General features: G+C 58.9%; 16 protein-coding genes. 9 read left to right on the plus strand and 7 right to left on the minus strand.

The features are described 5' to 3' along the window. From carB to I2E69_RS02760, 6 genes are all read right to left on the minus strand, one after another. A complete protein-coding gene (gene carB, locus I2E69_RS02735) occupies positions 1-3,183 on the minus strand; it encodes a carbamoyl-phosphate synthase large subunit (protein ID WP_195458609.1) in 3,183 nt (1,060 codons plus the stop codon). Beyond that, on the minus strand, positions 3,176-4,267 hold the full coding sequence (gene carA / locus I2E69_RS02740) for a glutamine-hydrolyzing carbamoyl-phosphate synthase small subunit (protein WP_195458610.1): 1,092 nt from the start codon (positions 4,265-4,267) through the stop codon (positions 3,176-3,178). Before carA ends, carB begins: the two co-directional genes overlap by 8 nt. 174 nt (positions 4,268-4,441) lie before the next feature. After that, a complete protein-coding gene (locus I2E69_RS02745) occupies positions 4,442-5,701 on the minus strand; it encodes a dihydroorotase (RefSeq protein WP_195458611.1) in 1,260 nt (419 codons plus the stop codon). Positions 5,702-6,115: 414 nt separating this feature from the next. Continuing rightward, positions 6,116-6,889, minus strand: coding sequence for a DeoR/GlpR family DNA-binding transcription regulator (locus I2E69_RS02750; RefSeq protein ID WP_195458612.1), 774 nt, complete (start codon positions 6,887-6,889; stop codon positions 6,116-6,118). Between the two features lie 136 nt (positions 6,890-7,025). After that, positions 7,026-8,474: an MFS transporter gene (locus I2E69_RS02755; protein WP_195458613.1), complete on the minus strand. Its 1,449-nt coding sequence runs from the start codon at positions 8,472-8,474 to the stop codon at positions 7,026-7,028. 110 nt (positions 8,475-8,584) lie between these two features. Continuing rightward, a complete protein-coding gene (locus tag I2E69_RS02760) occupies positions 8,585-9,973 on the minus strand; it encodes a sn-glycerol-1-phosphate dehydrogenase (protein ID WP_195458614.1) in 1,389 nt (462 codons plus the stop codon). Positions 9,974-10,204: 231 nt separating this feature from the next. Between I2E69_RS02760 and I2E69_RS02765 the strand changes: the two genes are divergently transcribed. From I2E69_RS02765 to I2E69_RS02780, 4 genes are all read left to right on the plus strand, one after another. After that, positions 10,205-11,401, plus strand: coding sequence for a purple acid phosphatase family protein (locus I2E69_RS02765; protein ID WP_195458615.1), 1,197 nt, complete (start codon positions 10,205-10,207; stop codon positions 11,399-11,401). Positions 11,402-11,405: 4 nt separating this feature from the next. Then, positions 11,406-12,275, plus strand: coding sequence for an HAD-IIA family hydrolase (locus I2E69_RS02770; protein ID WP_195458616.1), 870 nt, complete (start codon positions 11,406-11,408; stop codon positions 12,273-12,275). Positions 12,276-12,478: 203 nt separating this feature from the next. After that, a complete protein-coding gene (gene zupT / locus I2E69_RS02775) occupies positions 12,479-13,282 on the plus strand; it encodes a zinc transporter ZupT (protein WP_195458617.1) in 804 nt (267 codons plus the stop codon). Positions 13,283-13,326: 44 nt separating this feature from the next. Next, entirely contained in the window at positions 13,327-14,277 is a 951-nt protein-coding gene (locus I2E69_RS02780) for a calcium/sodium antiporter (RefSeq protein WP_195458618.1), read from the plus strand. Here I2E69_RS02780 and mutY read toward each other — a convergent pair. Continuing rightward, complete coding sequence (gene mutY, locus I2E69_RS02785; protein WP_195458619.1) at positions 14,253-15,302, minus strand: A/G-specific adenine glycosylase; 1,050 nt, start codon at positions 15,300-15,302, stop codon at positions 14,253-14,255. The genes I2E69_RS02780 and mutY overlap by 25 nt on opposite strands. A 69-nt stretch (positions 15,303-15,371) precedes the next feature. On the opposite strand from mutY, the gene I2E69_RS02790 reads away from it, so the two are divergent. The 5 genes from I2E69_RS02790 to I2E69_RS02810 all read left to right on the plus strand — a co-directional run bounded on the left by I2E69_RS02790 (position 15,372) and on the right by I2E69_RS02810 (position 17,808). Next, positions 15,372-15,668 carry a GNAT family N-acetyltransferase gene (locus tag I2E69_RS02790; RefSeq protein ID WP_195458620.1) on the plus strand — a complete coding sequence of 99 codons (297 nt, stop codon included), beginning with the start codon at positions 15,372-15,374 and terminating at the stop codon, positions 15,666-15,668. 226 nt (positions 15,669-15,894) lie between these two features. Next, positions 15,895-16,128, plus strand: coding sequence for a 2TM domain-containing protein (locus I2E69_RS02795; RefSeq protein WP_195458621.1), 234 nt, complete (start codon positions 15,895-15,897; stop codon positions 16,126-16,128). 12 nt (positions 16,129-16,140) lie between these two features. Next, positions 16,141-16,515, plus strand: coding sequence for a DUF2141 domain-containing protein (locus I2E69_RS02800; protein WP_195458622.1), 375 nt, complete (start codon positions 16,141-16,143; stop codon positions 16,513-16,515). A gap of 74 nt (positions 16,516-16,589) precedes the next feature. After that, positions 16,590-17,216 (plus strand): hypothetical protein, encoded by a 627-nt coding sequence (locus I2E69_RS02805; protein WP_195458623.1) that lies wholly within the window; start codon positions 16,590-16,592, stop codon positions 17,214-17,216. Position 17,217: 1 nt separating this feature from the next. Then, entirely contained in the window at positions 17,218-17,808 is a 591-nt protein-coding gene (locus tag I2E69_RS02810; protein WP_195458624.1) for a hypothetical protein, read from the plus strand. The last annotated feature ends 3 nt before the right edge of the window (positions 17,809-17,811 follow it).

Genomic DNA, 17,811 nt, shown 5'->3' on the forward strand with positions numbered 1-17,811 from the left:
TTATTTTGAATCGATGGTCGAAACCCGCAGCGTAATCTCTTCGAGCACGTCGAGCAGCACCTTCACCGTTTCGAGCGCCGTGAACACTGTCACGTTGTTCTCGACGGCCGTGCGGCGGATTTCGTAACCGTCGAGGCGCGTGTTGTGCTGATTGATGTCGATCGTATTGATCACGTAGCTTACATGGCCCTGGCGCAGCGCTTCGATGATCTCGTTGCTGCCCTCGTTGAGTTTGCGGCGCGTACGGGTACGGATACCGTGTGCACGCAGGAACTCGGCGGTCCCGGTCGTCGCCTCGATGTTGAAGCCCAGGTCGTAGAACCGCTTCACCTGCGGCAGCGCCTGCTCCTTGTCGTGGTCGGCGATGGTCACGAAGATCGTTCCGTAGTTCGAAACGTGCATGCCCGTAGCCTGCAATGCCTTGTAGAGCGCACGCGTCAGTTTGTCGTCGTAGCCGATCGCCTCGCCCGTCGATTTCATCTCGGGCGAGAGGTAGGAATCCATGCCGCGGATCTTGGCGAACGAGAAGGCCGGGGCTTTGACATACCAGCGCTCCTTCTCCTTGCCGTAGACCTCGGTGATGCCCTGCTCGCGCAGCGACTTGCCCAGAATCACCTGCGTGGCGATATGGGCCATCGGCACACCCGTCGACTTCGAGAGGAAGGGCACGGTGCGCGACGAACGCGGGTTGACCTCGATGACATAGACATCGTCCTCGCCGGCAACGATGAACTGGATGTTATACAGGCCGACGATGCCGATCCTCAGACCCAATTTTACCGTGTAGTCGAGAATCTTGTCCTTGGCTTTCTGGCTTACGCTGAAGGTCGGATAAACGCTGATCGAGTCGCCCGAGTGGATACCCGTGTGCTCGACATGCTCCATGATGCCGGGGATGAAGACATCCTTTCCGTCGCAGATGGCGTCCACCTCCAACTCCTTGCCCATGATGTAGCGGTCGACCAGCACAGGCTGGTCCACGTCGATCTCCACAGCGGTCTGGAGGTAGTGGCGCAGGCGTTCCTCGTTCGATACGATCTGCATGGCGCGTCCGCCCAGCACGTAGCTCGGACGCACCAGCACCGGATAACCGATGCGTGCAGCCGCCTTCACGCCCGACTCGATGTCGGTCACGGCCTCGGCCTCGGGCTGGGGAATGCCCAGTTCCTCCATAATCTTCTCGAAGCAGCCGCGGTCCTCGGCGTTCTTGATCGCCTGGGTGTCGGTTCCGATGATGGGCACACCCAGCGCGGAGAGCGGCTCGGCGAGGTTGATGGCCGTCTGTCCGCCGAGCGACACCACGATGGCCTTCGGGTTTTCGAGGTGAATGACATTCATCACGTCCTCCACCATCAGCGGCTCGAAGTAGAGTTTGTCGCTGGTGGTATAGTCGGTCGAGACGGTCTCGGGATTGTTATTGATGATGATGGCCTCGTAGCCCGCGGCGCGGATCGACCAGATGGCATGCACGGTCGAGTAGTCGAATTCGACGCCCTGACCGATACGGATCGGACCCGAACCGAGCACGATGATCTTCTCCTTGTTGCAGACGATCGACTCGTTCTCCTCTTCGTAGGTCGAGTAGAAATAAGGCACGTAGGAGGCGAACTCGCTGGCGCAGGTGTCAATCATCTTGTAGACCGGGAAGATGTTGTTTTTCTCACGCAGGAGATACATGTCGCGCTGCGAAAGGCCCCACAACTGGCCGATAAACTTGTCGCTGAAGCCCATGCGCTTGGCGGCGCGGAGCGTCTCGACATCCATCGGATTCGCGCGGACGACGTTCTCGAACTCGACGATGTTCTTGAACTTCTCGAGGAAGAACATGTCGATTTTGGTGTTGTTGTAGATCAGTGCCAGGTCGACGCCGTTGCGGATCAACTGGGAAATGGCGTAAAGACGGTCGTCCGTGCCCTCCTTGATATAGGCCAGCAGGTCGTCGTTCGACCATTTGTCGAATTTCTTGTGGTAGATGTGGCAGACGCCCGTTTCGAGCGAACGCATGGCTTTCAGAAGCGACTCTTCCATCGTACGGCCGATCGACATCACCTCGCCCGTGGCCTTCATCTGCGTGCCGAGTTTGTTCGAAGCGTCGGAGAACTTGTCGAAGGGGAAGCGGGCGACCTTCGTTACGATGTAGTCCAGCGTGGGCTCGAACGAGGCCGGGGTGTTGGCGATCCGGATTTCGTCGAGCGTGAGGCCTACGGCGATCTTCGCGCTGACGCGGGCGATGGGATAGCCCGAAGCCTTCGACGCCAGGGCCGAGGAGCGCGACACACGGGGGTTGACCTCGATCAGGTAGTATTTGAACGAGAGGGGGTCCAGCGCGAACTGCACGTTGCAGCCGCCTTCGATCTTCAGTTCGCGGATGATCTTCAGCGCCGAGTCGCGCAGCATCTGGAACTCCTTGTTGGTGAGCGTCTGGCTCGGGGCAACGACGATCGAGTCGCCCGTATGGATGCCCACGGGGTCGATGTTCTCCATGCAGCAGATCGAGATGGCCGTATCGTTGTGGTCGCGCATCACCTCGTACTCGATCTCCTTATAGCCTTTGATGCTCTTTTCGATGAGCACCTGATGCACCGGCGAGAGTGAAAGTGCATTGCGCATCATCTCGCGCAGTTCGGCCTCGTCGTCGGCAAAACCGCCGCCCGTACCGCCGAGAGTATAGGCCGGACGCAGCACCACGGGATAGCCGATCTGCTCGGCGACCGAAACGGCCTCCTCGATCGACATGGCGATATGCGAAGGAAGCACCGGTTCGCCCAGCGATTCGCACAGCTCCTTGAACAGTTCACGGTCCTCGGCTCGCTCGATCGACTCGAACGAAGTGCCCAGGATTTCGACCTGACACTCTTTCAGGATGCCTTTCTTGGCAAGTTGAACCGCCAGGTTCAGGCCCGTCTGACCGCCCAATCCCGGGACGATGGCGTCGGGACGCTCGAAGCGAATGATCTTGGCAACGTATTCCAGCGTCAGCGGCTCCATGTAGACCTTGTCCGCGATATGGGTGTCGGTCATGATGGTAGCGGGGTTCGAGTTGGCGAGGATCACCTCGTAGCCCTCTTCCTTGAGCGCGAGGCACGCCTGCGTACCCGCATAGTCGAACTCGGCGGCCTGTCCGATGACGATGGGACCCGAACCGATGACCAAAACCTTCTTGATATCTTTTCTCCTAGGCATTTTTGTACTCCTCCATGATATTAGTGAACTTCTTGAACAAATAAGCGCTGTCCTGCGGACCCGAAGCGCTCTCGGGGTGATACTGCATCGAGAAAACCCGGTCGGCAACACACTCTACGCCCTCGGCCGTGCCGTCGAGCAGGTTGACGTGCGTCAGCGTAAGCCCCGTGCCGGACAGCGAATCGACATCCACGGCATAGCTGTGGTTCTGACTCGTGATTTCGATCTTGTTGGTCACGAGATTCTTCACGGGATGGTTGGCGCCGCGGTGGCCGAACTTCATCTTGAAAGTCTTCGCGCCGTAGGCGAGCGAAATCAACTGGTGGCCCATGCAGATGCCGAAGATGGGCAGTTTGCCGCGAAGCCGCTTCACCAGTTCGATCACCGGCGTCACGTCCTCGGGGTTGCCGGGGCCGTTCGAAAGCACCAGACCGTCGGGATGGAAGGCCATGATCTCCTCCACGGTGGAGTCGTACGGCATGACGGTCACGTTACAGCCTACGCGGTTCAGCAGGCGGATGATATTGTTCTTGATACCGCAGTCGATAGCCACAACGTCGTACTGGTGGTTGGGAACGCGCGACATCCACCGTTTACGGCAACTTACACGCGAAACCATGTCGTGCGGGGTGACGTATTCGCCCAGTTTGCGCATAGCCTCCCCGTGGGGCGTCGCAGCATCGGTGATGAGCACCTTCTGGCTCCCCTCGTCGCGGATGATGCGTGTCAGGGCGCGGGTGTCCACGCCCCAGATAGCCGGAATGTCGTGCTCTTCGAAAACCTCGTTGAGCGTCTTCGTGTAGCGGAAATTCGACGGCGAGTCGTTGTACTCGCGCACGATCATACCGCCGATGGTCGGCGTTTTGGTCTCGTAGTCCTCGTCGGTCATACCGTAGTTGCCGATCAGCGGGTAGGTCATCACGACCATCTGATCCGTGTACGACGGATCGGACATGATCTCCTGATACCCCACCATCGAGGTATTGAAGACGATCTCGTTGATAGCCTCGCGATCGGCTCCGAAACCGTATCCGTAGAACTCACGACCGTTCTCCAAGACAATTTTTTTCGTAAATGCTTTCATCCTTATCTGTTTGATTCGTAGTTAGCGTATTAATGTAAATTACATCGGTTCTGCACCTTGGATCTCTTCCGGAATCCGAGCGCCGTATTCGCCGCCTGCGGCAGCGTTTACAGGTCTGACCCCACCCCAATCCCCTCCCTCGGGAGGGGCTTACGGCGCAAAAACACGCGCCGTTCATCGTTCGTCGTACACCTCCCGGCCTCCGACCACCGTCAGCGCGGCGCGTCCTTGGACATCCCATCCGGCAAAAGGCGTGGCGCGCCCTTTCGAAAGGAACGTTTCGGGGTCTATCGCATACTCCGTCCCGAGGTCCAGCACCGTAAAGTCAGCAGCGTCGCCCATTTCCACACCCCCTTCGAGCGAAAAGATCCGCCGGGGATTCACCGACATCAGGGCAATGAGTTTTTCGAGGGTTATCACCCCGTCCAGCACCAGGTATTTATAGAGCAGCGGGAAGGCGGTCTCCAGCCCCACGATGCCCATGGCGCTCCCGGCCAGCCCGCGCGACTTCTCTTCGGCGGTGTGGGGCGCATGATCCGTGGCTACGACCTCGATCGTGCCGTCCTGGATGCCTGCAACGAGCGCCTCCCGGTCGGCACGGCTTCTGAGCGGCGGGTTCATCTTGAAACGCCCGTCCTCCTGCAAATCCTCGTCGCACAACAGCAGGTAGTGCGGCGCAGTCTCGCAGCTTACACGCAGTCCGCGGGCCTTGGCCTGCCGCACCAGCTCGACGCTCTCTTTGGTCGAGACGTGACAGACATGGTACTGACAGCCGGTCTTTTCCGCGAGCGCGATGTCGCGCTCGACCTGCTGCCACTCGCTTTCGGAGCAGATACCCTTATGTCCGTGTTCGCGGCAGTAAACGCCGTCGTGAATATACCCCCCGCGCAGCAGGGAGTCGACCTCGCAGTGGGCCACGACCGGCTTACTGACGGCTGCGGCCCGGCGCATCGCCTCCTCCATCAATTCCGCCGACTGCACGCCACGGCCGTCGTCGGAGAATCCGGCCACCTCCGGGGCCAAGGCTGCGAAATCGACCAGTTCGCCGCATCCGCACTGGCCCATCGTAATGGTCCCGTAGGGTTTCACGCGCACCACGGCGTCGCGGCGGATGATTTCCAACTGCTTTTCGAGCGTCTCGGGCGTATCGGGAGCCGGATTCAGGTTAGGCATCGAGCAGACCGTGGTATACCCTCCGCGGGCGGCGGCGGCAGTACCCGTCGCAATGGTCTCCTTCTGCGAAAAACCCGGCTCGCGCAGGTGTACATGCACGTCGACGAGACCCGGCACGAGGTGCTTGCCCCCGAGGTCCACCACCCGGTCGCCCGGCTGCGGTTCCCCGGCAGCCACGATGCGGCCCCCCTCGACGGCGAGCTGCCCCGGCTCGAAACGGCCGTTGCGGAAAATCTTCGCGTTGGTATAAAATGTCTTCATTCGTCGCTGGACACAAAAAAATAGGGCAACTAAAACAGTTACCCTAATAAAACAATAATACCTAAATCTTTCGGAGACTGGAAACCCGACCAGTAATCCTGCTGCCAGAACGCTTGCGCCGATGCTATGTTGGGTTTACAATTCATAGGATTTAGGTGTCGCTATAATTGTGCACAAAGATAGGGCATTTTCGCCGGGCATGCAAAACTTTTCCGGAAATTTTTTTCAACAATTCATACACAACCCACCGCCCGCACCCTGCATACGGCGGTCCGAAAGCATTATCCCATCGCCTCCCGGCAGGCAATCCAGCCGACGCGCCGGCGTTCGGGCTCAAGGCCCGCAAATGCATCGGGACGCAGCGACAAGCGCGATCCCCGGCACAACTTCCGATCAAACAGGCCTGAGCCAGCCCTATTTGACAATGACCAGGTCGACGCCCGCCTCTTCGATGATCGAAACCATCGGCTCGGGAATCCGGTCGTCAGTGACGATCACGTCGATGTCCTCCAGAGCACAGATGCGGCCGAAACCGCGCTGTCCGAATTTCGACGAATCGGCCAGCACGATCACCTGCGAAGCGGCATGCATCATCCGGCGCGTGAGTTTGGCTTCGTCGATCGTCGAGGTCGTGATGCCGTGTTCGGGGTCGATGCCGTCCACACCGAAGAAGACCTTCGAGCAGATACAGTCGTCGAGTTCACGGGCCGCCTCCTCGCCCAGCACCGACAGCGATTTCTTGTGCACCGTACCTCCCAGCTGCACGACGTTGACGTTCTCCGATTCGTTGAGCAGTACACCCAGCCGCAGGAACGGCGTGACGATGTTCAGGTGATGCCACATGCGCATCTTGATCTCCTCGGCGAAGGCGTAGACCGTCGAACCCGAAGCCACGATGATCGAGTCGGTTTCGTTGAGCATCTCTGCGGCCCGCTGGGCGATACGCCGCTTGGAGTCGCGGTTGATATTGTCCTTCACATGCACGTCAAGGTCGGCGACATGGGGGTTTGCGGGGCGCGCGCTGCCGTGTACCTTATATAATAGACCTTTGCTTTCGAGGATTTTGATATCCTTGCGGATAGTCACCTTCGTAACACCCAGTTCGTTGGCGACATCGGTAATCCGGACAAAGCCGTGTTTGTTCAGGCTGTCGAGGATGTATTTGTGCCGTTCGGCAATGCTCAGCATATCGATTGGAAATTTAAACAGTTATAAAAACAAAGATAAGAAAAGATTCGGACTTCGCAAAAAAGGGTCCGAAACCCATCACGGGCCGGACCCTCCCGGACCGAAGTCCGTATCATCATCTAAAATGGAACTTTCGTTATTCCGTCTCGGCTTCGTAGCCGTCGGCCTTGGCGCCCCACATCAGCAGGAAGACCAGCATACCCACGACGGCCATACCGAGGATGCCGATGTAAGCCCAGTTCCAGCCGTAGTGCTGGGCCACGAAGCCCAGTCCCACGCCCGAAACGAGTGTCGAAGCGTAACCGAACAGGCCCGTAAGGCCGTTTGCCGTAGCGGCGGCTTTCTTCGTAGCCTGGTTGGCGGCGGCAATACCGATCAGCGCCTGCGGGCCGTAGATGCAGAATCCGGCGGCGCAGAGCGTAGTGAACAGCAGCCAAATCGGAGCGTCGGCAGGGAGTTGCCAGAAGAGGAAGACGAACAATGCGGCCCCCGCCATGCAGAAGACGCAGGTGCGGTGTGCACGGCCTTTGAGCCATTTGTCCGTCGCCCAGCCGGCGAAGAGCATGCCGAGGATTCCGGCGATCTCGAACATCGCCACGAGCCATCCGGCGTGCGACATCGAGACGCCCTTCGACTGACTCAGCAGCGAAGGTCCCCAGTCGAGCACCGAGAAACGGACGATATAAACGAAGAAATTGGCGAAGCCCAGAATCCAGATCAGCGGATTCTTGAAGACGTATTTCATCAGGAAGGCCTTGTGCTCGGCGCCCTTCTTTTCGGTTTTCACCTGTTTGGTCTCGGTTCCCTCCAATTCGGGAAGCCCCACCGAAGTCGGGGTGTCGCGCAGGAAGACGACCAGGCCGATGGCTCCCGCGAAAGCGATCGCCGAAGGGATCCAGAAACACCATTTCCACGCCCCTACGTGCGCCGCAGACTCCATCACGCGCTCCATACCCTCGGCATCGCCGGGCTGAACGCCCAGATTGGCGGCAATCGAGGCCACAGCATCGGGATCGCCCGTCATGTTAGTGCCCAGCGTACCCATGATATAACCGCAGAGAATCACCACCAAACCCGCACCGATCGAGTGCGAAGTATTCCAGACCGACATCTTCGTCGCCAGTTCCGTGGGCGGAATCCAATGGGTCAGCAGGCGCGCACAGGGAGGAAATCCCGTGCCCTGCAACAGGCCGTTGATGACCCACATGACACCCATGAAGAGAATCATCGTATTGCCGAACTGACTGCCGTCGTGCTGGCCCGTGATCCAATAGGACACGTCCTCGCCGAAACCGAACGCAAAGTTGGCCAGCGCACACAACGCCAGGCCGATGGCCATGTACCAGCGGGCGTTCATGCGGTCGGCCAGAATACCGTTAGCAAAACGTGAAAAACCGTAGATCAGGCCGTTAAGGGTGAGGAAAATACCGAGGCTCGTCTTCGAAATACCGAGATCGGCTTCCAGACCGGGCATGGCCAGCGAAAAGTTTTTGCGCACGAAATAGAAGAGCGCATAACCGACCATCGTTGCGATAATCGTGCGCATCTGCCAATACTTGAAGCGCTTGGTTTGTTCAGATGTCATTTCGAAATGAAAGTTAGTAGTTTCAGAAGCCAAATATACAACTTTCGGTGCGATAATCTAAATTATTTCTGCGTTTTTTCCGATTTACTACCCAAAGTTTACGGACCGGACTACTTGCGGGAAGCCGCAAGGGCCGGCTCTTCGTGACCTTGCCCGGGGCTTTCGACCGCCCAGATACCGCCTTTGCCGAACAGACGGTCGAGCCACTCCTCCATCCATCCGCAGCGGAAAGCCGTGTCGATGACCGTATAGCGGCTGCGCATGTAGGGAATTTTCTCGAATGCTCCGCGGAACCGGGCGCGTGAAACGCCGATGTGCTCGGGTTCGTAGGGAGCGCCGACCAGTTCCAGGCGGCGGCGCACCTCGTCGAAGGGGATAATCTGACGGCGAATGCGTTCGCGCAGTGCGGGCCAAGCCTGCTTCAATCGCGTGAGTTGGTCGCGCAAACCCTCCTCATCCACATATTTGTCGCGCGTCTCCTTCAGGCCGCGGGCCACGAACTCAGGATCGTTGTCGAAGATGGCGCGGATATCCTTTTCGGTCTCGTCCCACGATTTCCATGCGGCGACGCACTTCTCGATGTCCAGTTGTTCCACAGGAGCGTCGAGCAGCATTTCGAGAAACGCCGTCGAGGCAAGCGTACCGATGCCGACCTTGAAACCGTGAGACACCGAAGCGCCGTTGAAACGCAGGTGTTCCATGTCCCAGAGGTGGCTGAACTGGTGTTCTGCCCCCGAAGCCGGGCGGCTCGACTGCGTCGCCTGCATGGCGAAACCGCTCAGCAGCAGCCCTTCGGCCAACTGTTCGACCTTTTCCACATTGCCGGCATGCACGCCTGCGGGATCGCTCAGGGCCTCTTTCAGTCCATCCTGTACCAGCCCGAAAGCGAAGTCGTCCATCGCCTCGGAACCTACCGCGTCGGAGAGCATCCAGTCGGCCCCGGCAGGAATCTTGGCGATCAGGTCGGCATAGCCCGAAGCGGACATTTTGGCGGGCGCAGCGGCCGAGATCGAGGGGTCGAGAACCATGCCCAGCGGAGCCGGGCAGTCGAACGTCTGTTTGTTGCCGTCTTTCGTAATCGAAGCGCCATAGGCCGTGTAGCCGTCCATCGAAGCGGCCGTGCCGACCACCATATACCGGCGGCCGTTGTGGTGGGAACAGAGCTTCGTCAGGTCGTTGATCACGCCCGAACCGACAGCCACGGGAATGGCGCGGGTCTTTGCCAGCACACCGTCCAGCTCCTCGACGAACGACCATTCGGCGTAAAGTTTCGGATCGGTGAAAACATGCGGTTCGTCCTGCGCGATACCCGCATCGGCGAGGATGCGGTGCACCTCGCTGCCGGCGACACGCCACGTATTGGTATCGGCGACCACAACGGCGCGGCAGCCGGGGAACAACTCGTTGAACATCTCCGACGTACGCGGAAGAGTGCCGACACCGATTACCAGTGCCTTAGTGTCGGTCGTGCGCTGAAGGGCACTTTCTACCTTATTCATATTACTATCTGTTTTGTTTTAATGTTTTCACAAACGAAACCCCGCAGGGTGATTTCAGTTTCCCCAAAGTAAAGGCAAATATAGACATTATTTTCCTTTTACCAACCATGAACAACACAAAATTTTTCTTTTTACATACTATTTGATTTCCATTTGAATTATCAAAACGAAAAATTGGATAAAAGAAAATAAAAACATACCTTTGGAGCTCCAATCGATAAAACTTTCACCATGAAACGACTTACCCTACTGCTGGGCGCGTTCCTGCTGACAGCCGCCTCCTTCGCCCAGCCCGCCATGCCGCCTACGGCACGCATCGCCAACGGACCTTATGTATTAAACGTCACCGAAGACGGTTTCACGGTCGTCTGGAATTCGAAGGCCGACGCCATGGGATGGGTCGAAGTAGCCCCGATGGACGGCTCGCACTTCTACTCGACAGACCGACCGAAATATTACAATTCACACCTCGGACGCCACGTCGTGGGACGTATGCACCAGGTGCGTGTGAGCGGCCTTCAGCCCGGCACGACCTATCGCTACCGCATCATGCAGCGGGGAATCTTCGTAGATGAAGGCAACAAGAGGACCATTTTGGACGACGGGGACGGCAGCGAAGTATACAGACAGAAGCCATACACCATCAAGACGCTTGATCCGGCGCAGCAGCGCGTCGATTTCTGGATGGTCAACGACATCCACTCGCGCGATTCCGTTTTCCAGCTCCTGATCAAGGACGCTCCCAAGGCGCAGCCGGATTTCGTCTGCCTGAACGGCGACCTGGCCAGCCAGACCGAAAACGAACAGACGCTCTGGGACGCCTGTCTTTCGTCGGCATCGAAGATTCTCACCCCTGCGGGCATTCCGCTCGTCGTGACGCACGGAAACCACGAACACCGCGGCTCCTATGCCGGTCACTGGCTCGACTACTTCCCCACGCCGACCGGAGAGACCTACTACACGTTCCGGCGCGGACCGGCCTTTTTCATCGTACTCGACGGCTGCGAGGACAAACCCGACAACGACCTCCGATACTACGGACTGGGCGACTGGGACGCTTACCGCCAGCAGCAGGCCGAATGGCTCAAGGGCGTCGTGGCGAGCGATGAATTCCGGGCGGCTCCGGTACGCATCGTGCTGATCCACATGATCCCGGGCAAGGAAGACAGTTGGTACGGCGAACAGCAGATCCGCAAACTCTTCGTGCCGGAGCTCGTCGGCAAAGGCATCGACCTGATGCTCTGCGGCCACTACCACCGTTACTTCTGGATCGACGACGACAGCCGCGGAGTGGACTTCCCGATCCTCGTCAATTCGAACAACGACTGTCTCCGCGTGTCGGCCGGCCCGAAAGGCATCGACTTGAAGGTGGTCGACACCGCGGGCGCTGTGATCAAGCAACACCACATCGACAAAAAAACCAGATAACGACATGGAAAACAAGCCCTTTCACAAATACCGCTCCGTCTGGGAGCACGACGAACTGACGGAACGCCTGCGCCGCATCCGCCACGTGGCGCTCGATATGGACGGCACGATCTACATGGGGATGTCGCTGTTTCCCTACACGCAGGCTTTCCTGCACGGGCTCAAGGAGCAGGGAATCGGCTATTCGTTCCTGACGAACAACCCTTCGAAATGCATCGCCGACTACCTCCACAAGCTCGAAACGCTGGGTATCAAGGCCTCGCGCGACGAGATGTACACCACGGCGCTGGCCACCATCGATTACATCAAGACCCATTATCCCGCAGCCAAGCGGCTGTTCCTGCTCGGCACGCCGTCGATGATCTCGGAGTTCGAGGCTGCGGGCTTCGAATCGTGCGCCGATTCGGCCGACGACGTACCCGACGTGATCGTGGCGGCGTTCGACATGACACTCTGCTACGAACGGCTGTGCCGCGCAGCGTGGTGGATCAAGCAGGGCGTGCCCTACATTGCCACCAACCCCGACCGGGTATGCCCCACCGACCTGCCGACGGTGCTGGTCGACTGTGGCTCGATCTGCGCGTGCCTCGAACACGCCACGGGACGCCGCCCGGACATTACGCTGGGTAAGCCCGACCCGAATATGCTCTCGGGCATCCTCGCCCGCCACGGGTTGCAACCCTACGAAATCGCCATGGTCGGCGACCGCATCTACACCGATGTCCAGATGGCCCACAATGCCGGGGCGATGGGCGTGCTGGTGCTCTCGGGCGAGACGACGCTCGACGTGGCCGACCAGGCCGAACCGCAGCCCCACATCACGGCCGACAGCATCGAGGTATTGGGCGAACTGATCCGCGAGGCGCATAAATAGCCCGACGGCGGAACGAAATGCCCCGGCAAACGCCGGAAGAGGGCATTCAATAAAGTCCAATAAGTTATAACAATAGCTCTATCAGAAAAAACCGGGTCTTTCGAGGCCCGGTTTTTCGTATCCTTTGCTATCTTTGCCTGAAGCAAACCCGGACATGTCCGGCTGTTTGTACTGTTTTTGCGAAACAAACCGAAACGATCCGCATGGAAGAACACAACATACTTATTCCCCTGCTGCTGACGCTCGGCGCGGGCCTCGCAACGGGCATCGGCAGCGCTATCGCCTTCTTCGCCAAACGCACCAACAAGCGGCTGCTGTCGTTTTCGCTGGGCTTGTCGGGCGGCGTGATGATTTACGTCTCGTTCGTGGAGCTGTTCCAGCAGGCGAATACGACCCTCTCGGCCGAATGGGGCGGACATACGGGCACGATCGTCACCGTGGCGAGTTTCTTCGCAGGCATCCTGCTGATCGGCATTATCGACCGGCTGGTTCCCTCGTTCGAGAACCCCCACGAAGCCCACCGCGTCGAGGAGATGGACCATCAGCCCCGCAACCCGAAACTGATGCGCATGGGCGTGATGACGGCGCTGGCCATCGGCATCCACAACTTCCCGGAAGGCATCGCCACCTTCACGGCAGCGGTGGACAACATGACCCTGGGCGTCGCGATCGCCGTGGCCATCGCCATCCACAACATCCCGGAAGGCATCGCCGTCTCGATCCCGATTTACTACGCCACGGGCGACCGCAAGAAGGCTTTCCGGCTGTCGCTGCTCTCGGGCCTCGCCGAGCCGGTCGGGGCCGTGCTGGCATGGCTGGTGCTGACGCCCTTCATGTCGCCGACGCTGATGGGCTGCATCCTGGCCGGGGTGGCGGGCATCATGGTCTTCATCTCGATCGACGAACTGCTGCCCGCAGCCCGTGAATACGGCGAAGCGCACATCTCCATCTACGGCGTAGTGGCCGGAATGGCGCTGATGGCCGTAAGTCTGATTATGCTGGCATAATCAGACAATTAAGAATTAAAAATGAAAAATTAAAAATTACGTTCTTGGATATTTTTTTACTCATCGTCGGCCTGGGGCTGATTCTCGCGGGAGCGAATTTTCTGACGGACGGTTCCGCGGCACTGGCCCAGCGGTTCCGCGTCCCGGAGTTCATCATCGGACTCACGGTGGTCGCCGTCGGGACCTCGACGCCCGAACTGGTCGTATCGGTCCTGTCAGCCATCGCGGGCAAGAGCGACGTGGCAATCGGCAACGTCGTGGGATCGAACATCTTCAACGTCTTCGTGATCCTGGGCGTCTGCGCCCTGATCCGCCCCCTGCCGCTCACGGCAGGCAACATCCGCCGCGACATCCCGTTCGGGGTGATTACGTCGCTGTTGCTGCTGGCGCTGGCCTCGGATTCGTTTTTCCGCACGGGGGCAGCGGACCGCATCGGCCGCATCGACGGCGTGGCGATGCTCCTGCTCTACATGGCGCTGATGTGGTATACGATCCGCTCGACGAAACGCCCCGAAACACCGCCGGCAGAAGAGGCGAAGCCGGGAATGGCCGGATGGCTCATGGCGGCGATGATCGTCGGAGGCCTCGCAGGACTGGTTTTCGGCGGTGAGATGTTCCTCCGCAGCGCTACGTCGATTGCCCGAAGCCTCGGAATCAGCGAATCGGTGATCGCCATCACGCTGGTGGCCGGCGGCACGTCGCTGCCCGAACTGGCCTCGTCGCTCGTGTCGCTGTTCAAGGGCAAGGCCGACATGGCGCTGGGCAACGTCATCGGATCGAACATCGCCAACATCCTGCTGATCCTGGGCGTGAGCGCGACGATCCATCCGCTCTCGATGGGCGGAATCACGGTCTGGGACCTGCTGATGGTGGTATTGAGTTCGGTGTTGTTGTTCTTTGCGGCCTTCACGTTCAAACGCAGGGCCATCGACCGCTGGGAGGGAGCGATCTTCCTGGCGATTTACATCGCCTACATCGGATATTTGATCAGGTAGCGGTCGACGAGCCGAGGTACGGCATAATCGCCCAATGCGGAGGCCGGGACGGCCATGGCGGCGGCGAAAGGGGTAAACAGGGGCGTTTCGATGCGGTGGAAGACCGCATGGAGCGTCTGGTGGGAAAGCTGGTGTTTCGGCATCGGAACGCTGCGCACCAACCGCCACGGAGCGTCGCCCAACAACTCGCGGAACTGCGGCAGGTCCAGGAGTCCGGCCAGGTCGACGGAAACGCCGGTCTCGATCAGCGGAAATTCGTAAAGCCCCTGCCAGATGTCGCGCCCTTCGCGGCGGTGCAGCAGAACTTTGTCGCCCGAAGAGATGTGCAGGTAGTTGAACCAACGGTCGCGAACCCGGGTTTTGCCCTGCTTCACAGGGCGGTCGGCAACGGTTCCGGCGGCCAGGGCAAGGCACTGTTCCGCAAGCGGACACACCTCGCAGCGGGGCGAAGCCGGGGTGCATTGGATAGCTCCGAAGTCCATGATCGCCTGGTTGTAACGGCCCGGCTGCGCAGTGTCCAGTTGCGACTGGGCCAGGCTGGCGAAAGCCCGCTTTCCGGCCGTGGTGTCGATCGGCTCATCGAGGTCGAAGAGCCGGGAGAGCACCCGGTAGACGTTGCCGTCCACGACGGCGCACGGAGCGTCGTAGGCCGCCGAACAGATGGCCGCAGCGGTATAATCGCCCACGCCGCGCAGCGAACGCACGTCGTCCGGCGACACGGGGAACACCCCGCCGAAGCGTTCGACGACCTGCCGGGCAGCGGCACGGAGGTTACGGGCACGGCTGTAATAACCCAGTCCCTGCCAAAGTTTCAGCACCTCGTCCTCGGGAGCGGCTGCCAGCGATGCGACATCGGGAAAACGCTCCGTGAAACGGAGGTAGTACTCCAATCCCTGCGCCACGCGGGTCTGCTGAAGGATCACCTCCGAGAGCCAAATACGGTAAGGATCGTGCGTACGGCGCCACGGCAGGTCACGGCCTTCGCGGGCATACCAGTCGAGCAGTATTTCGGCAATGCGATTCATAACGGAAGACAAAAATACGACATCGGAACTGAATTTGAAGCATTCCAACCTAATTAAAACGATATGCATATGGAAAAGAAACACTCTTTAGTAGACAACGCCGCTGAAAAGCGCTATGAACTCGACCTGGGAGACGACATGGCCCTTATCGAATACGTATTGGGCCGCGGGCTGATCGTGCTGACGCACACCGAAGTTCCCGAGCAGTACGAAGGCCAGGGTATCGGCAAGGAACTGGTGCAGGCCGTACTGGAAGACATCCGCACAAAAGAAATCAAGGTCGTCCCGCAATGCCCGTTCGTCGCGGCCTATATCCGCCGCCATCCCGAATGGATGGATCTCGTATTGACCGCCGAGAACAAGTAAACAGGCCCCTACATTCCGGGATCAGGCCGCAAAGGCCGTCCCGCCGCAAAGCCGGACTCTTCGAAAGGGTCCGGTTTTGCGTATCCATACGGGCACGTTTCGCTTATAAACATATGTATTCACTTTTTTGAAAAATTTCCGGCTTGAAATTTGGTTTATTTTATAAACTACTTTATATTTGCAACAGATTTACAAACCGAGCCTTGGCTCACAACCGGAAAAAACCATGGAAATCAACTCTGCACACACCGACAAACGCCGCCTTTTCGCGCGCTGGTTCTGCCGCCGCCTGACCACCTACACCGTCATCTGCGCCTTCCTTGCCTTCGTCAACTGGCAAACCTCGCCCCACTACTGGTGGGTGCTGTGGGTCATCGCCGGATGGGGGCTGAACATCGTGCTGTCGCTGGTCTATTACCTGTTCGACTGCGACGACGAACGCAATTACCGCAACTACTAAAAAACACACGCCATGAAAACGTTACTCGCAATGCTCGCCGCCCTTGCCCTGGGCAGTGCCGCCGCAACGGCAAAGACGCTCGAAATCACGGTCGAAGATGTCCGCAGCGACAAAGGACAGATTCTCGTAATGGCCGCCGCTGCCGGACAGGAACAGCCCGTTTACGGCAAAGCCGACGCTAAAAAAGGTTCGGTCGTCGTGACTCTCACGGGCCTCGAAGCCGACACGGTCGAAGTCTCGCTCTTCCACGACGAAGACGGCGACTTCAAGATGAAGACGGGCAGTCGCGGCCCGCAGGAGGGCTACGCCGCCAGGAAATGCAAACTCCCGGCCGACACGAACGCCGCAAAACTGCGCCTCTACTACCCCGCACCTGAAAACGAATAGCCCCATGCGCCGCCTCGCCAAAACGGACGGACAATCGAAATAAATTCGTAACTTTAACCCCCAAATAACACCTCATGGACGACAAAAACCTCAAAGCCGACCAAAGCATCGAACTCATCCGGCAGATGATCCGCGACACACGCCGCCGCCTCTCGCCGGGGAGCAGCAACCTGTTCCTCGTATGGGGATACCTCATCGCGGCGACCGCCGTCGGGATTTTCTTCCTGCTGACCTTCACCGGCTGCCGCGCCTGGCAATGGCTATGGCTGCCGGCGCTGGCCGCCGGAGGTATTTTCACGTGGTGGTACAACCGTTGCCACGCCGCACAGGTCAAAAGCTACACCGACCGGCTGCTGGAACAAATCTGGGGTTGCGTGGGAGGCCTCATCGCCTTTTCGACCTTCGTGATATGCTTGGAAACCGAATGGCCCGTCGACCCGCTGTTCCCCGCTCTGCTGCTGATCAGCGCAGGACTTTTCATCTCGGGAACCGTGATTCACAACAAATACATGTATTACGCTTCGTGCCTGCTGCTGCCGGTGAGTTTCGGCATCATCCGCGAATCGTGGATCAACACCGACTCCGAGGGCAACCTCATCCAGTTCGCCGTGGCAGTCCTCATCGGACTTGCAGGCTCGGGATACGCACTCAAACGACAGGTCAAACACGACGCCGCAAAGACGCCGGAAAACGAACAATAAGATGGAAGAGCGTAAATTGGAAGCCGCCGAAAGCCTTGCGCTGATCGGCCGCATGATCGAAAACACCCGCAGCCGCATGGTCCGCAACTCGGGCCGTCCACTGCTGGCATGGGGTTACGCCACCGTCCTGACGACGCTCGTCGTCTGGGGTGCGGTCGCCTACTTCCGGGATGCACACTGGAACTACCTCTGGATGCTGCTGCCCCTGTTAGGATGGTTGCTGATGTGGCTTACGCGCGGAAAAAAGCCCGAAGGCGAAGTACGGACGTTCGTCGACCGCGTGATCGGAAACGTCTGGCTGGTAATGGGTCTCACGGCCTGGTTTGTCAGCATGCTCTCGCTTTTCTCGCCGATGCGGCTCCCCATCCTGTTCATCATCCTGCTGATGATGGGCATGGGAACGGCCATAACGGGACTGATTATCCGTTTCACGCCGGTCACCGCGGGCGGTATTGCGGCAATCGTCATCGCACCCTTCTCGATGATCGCGCCCAACATGTGGCAGCCGCTCCTTTTCATCGCCGGCTTCACGGTGATGATGATCATCCCGGGCCACATCCTCAACTACAAGTCGAACCACCCTGCCCGATAACAC

This window comes from Alistipes sp. D31t1_170403_E11 (genome assembly GCF_015553985.1).
GTDB lineage: Bacteria > Bacteroidota > Bacteroidia > Bacteroidales > Rikenellaceae > Alistipes > Alistipes montrealensis.

Bases quoted from the DNA above. Each gene is read 5' to 3' on its own strand.
- I2E69_RS02745 (WP_195458611.1), bottom strand. From the start codon at position 5,701: ATGAAGACATTTTATACCAACGCGAAGATTTTCCGCAACGGCCGTTTC.
- carB (WP_195458609.1), bottom strand. From the start codon at position 3,183: ATGCCTAGGAGAAAAGATATCAAGAAGGTTTTGGTCATCGGTTCGGGT.
- I2E69_RS02805 (WP_195458623.1), top strand. From the start codon at position 16,590: ATGGACGACAAAAACCTCAAAGCCGACCAAAGCATCGAACTCATCCGG.
- I2E69_RS02790 (WP_195458620.1), top strand. From the start codon at position 15,372: ATGGAAAAGAAACACTCTTTAGTAGACAACGCCGCTGAAAAGCGCTAT.
- I2E69_RS02750 (WP_195458612.1), bottom strand. From the start codon at position 6,889: ATGCTGAGCATTGCCGAACGGCACAAATACATCCTCGACAGCCTGAAC.
- mutY (WP_195458619.1), bottom strand. From the start codon at position 15,302: ATGAATCGCATTGCCGAAATACTGCTCGACTGGTATGCCCGCGAAGGC.
- I2E69_RS02810 (WP_195458624.1), top strand. From the start codon at position 17,218: ATGGAAGAGCGTAAATTGGAAGCCGCCGAAAGCCTTGCGCTGATCGGC.
- I2E69_RS02755 (WP_195458613.1), bottom strand. From the start codon at position 8,474: ATGACATCTGAACAAACCAAGCGCTTCAAGTATTGGCAGATGCGCACG.
- I2E69_RS02760 (WP_195458614.1), bottom strand. From the start codon at position 9,973: ATGAATAAGGTAGAAAGTGCCCTTCAGCGCACGACCGACACTAAGGCA.
- I2E69_RS02795 (WP_195458621.1), top strand. From the start codon at position 15,895: ATGGAAATCAACTCTGCACACACCGACAAACGCCGCCTTTTCGCGCGC.
- zupT (WP_195458617.1), top strand. From the start codon at position 12,479: ATGGAAGAACACAACATACTTATTCCCCTGCTGCTGACGCTCGGCGCG.
- carA (WP_195458610.1), bottom strand. From the start codon at position 4,267: ATGAAAGCATTTACGAAAAAAATTGTCTTGGAGAACGGTCGTGAGTTC.
- I2E69_RS02765 (WP_195458615.1), top strand. From the start codon at position 10,205: ATGAAACGACTTACCCTACTGCTGGGCGCGTTCCTGCTGACAGCCGCC.
- I2E69_RS02770 (WP_195458616.1), top strand. From the start codon at position 11,406: ATGGAAAACAAGCCCTTTCACAAATACCGCTCCGTCTGGGAGCACGAC.
- I2E69_RS02800 (WP_195458622.1), top strand. From the start codon at position 16,141: ATGAAAACGTTACTCGCAATGCTCGCCGCCCTTGCCCTGGGCAGTGCC.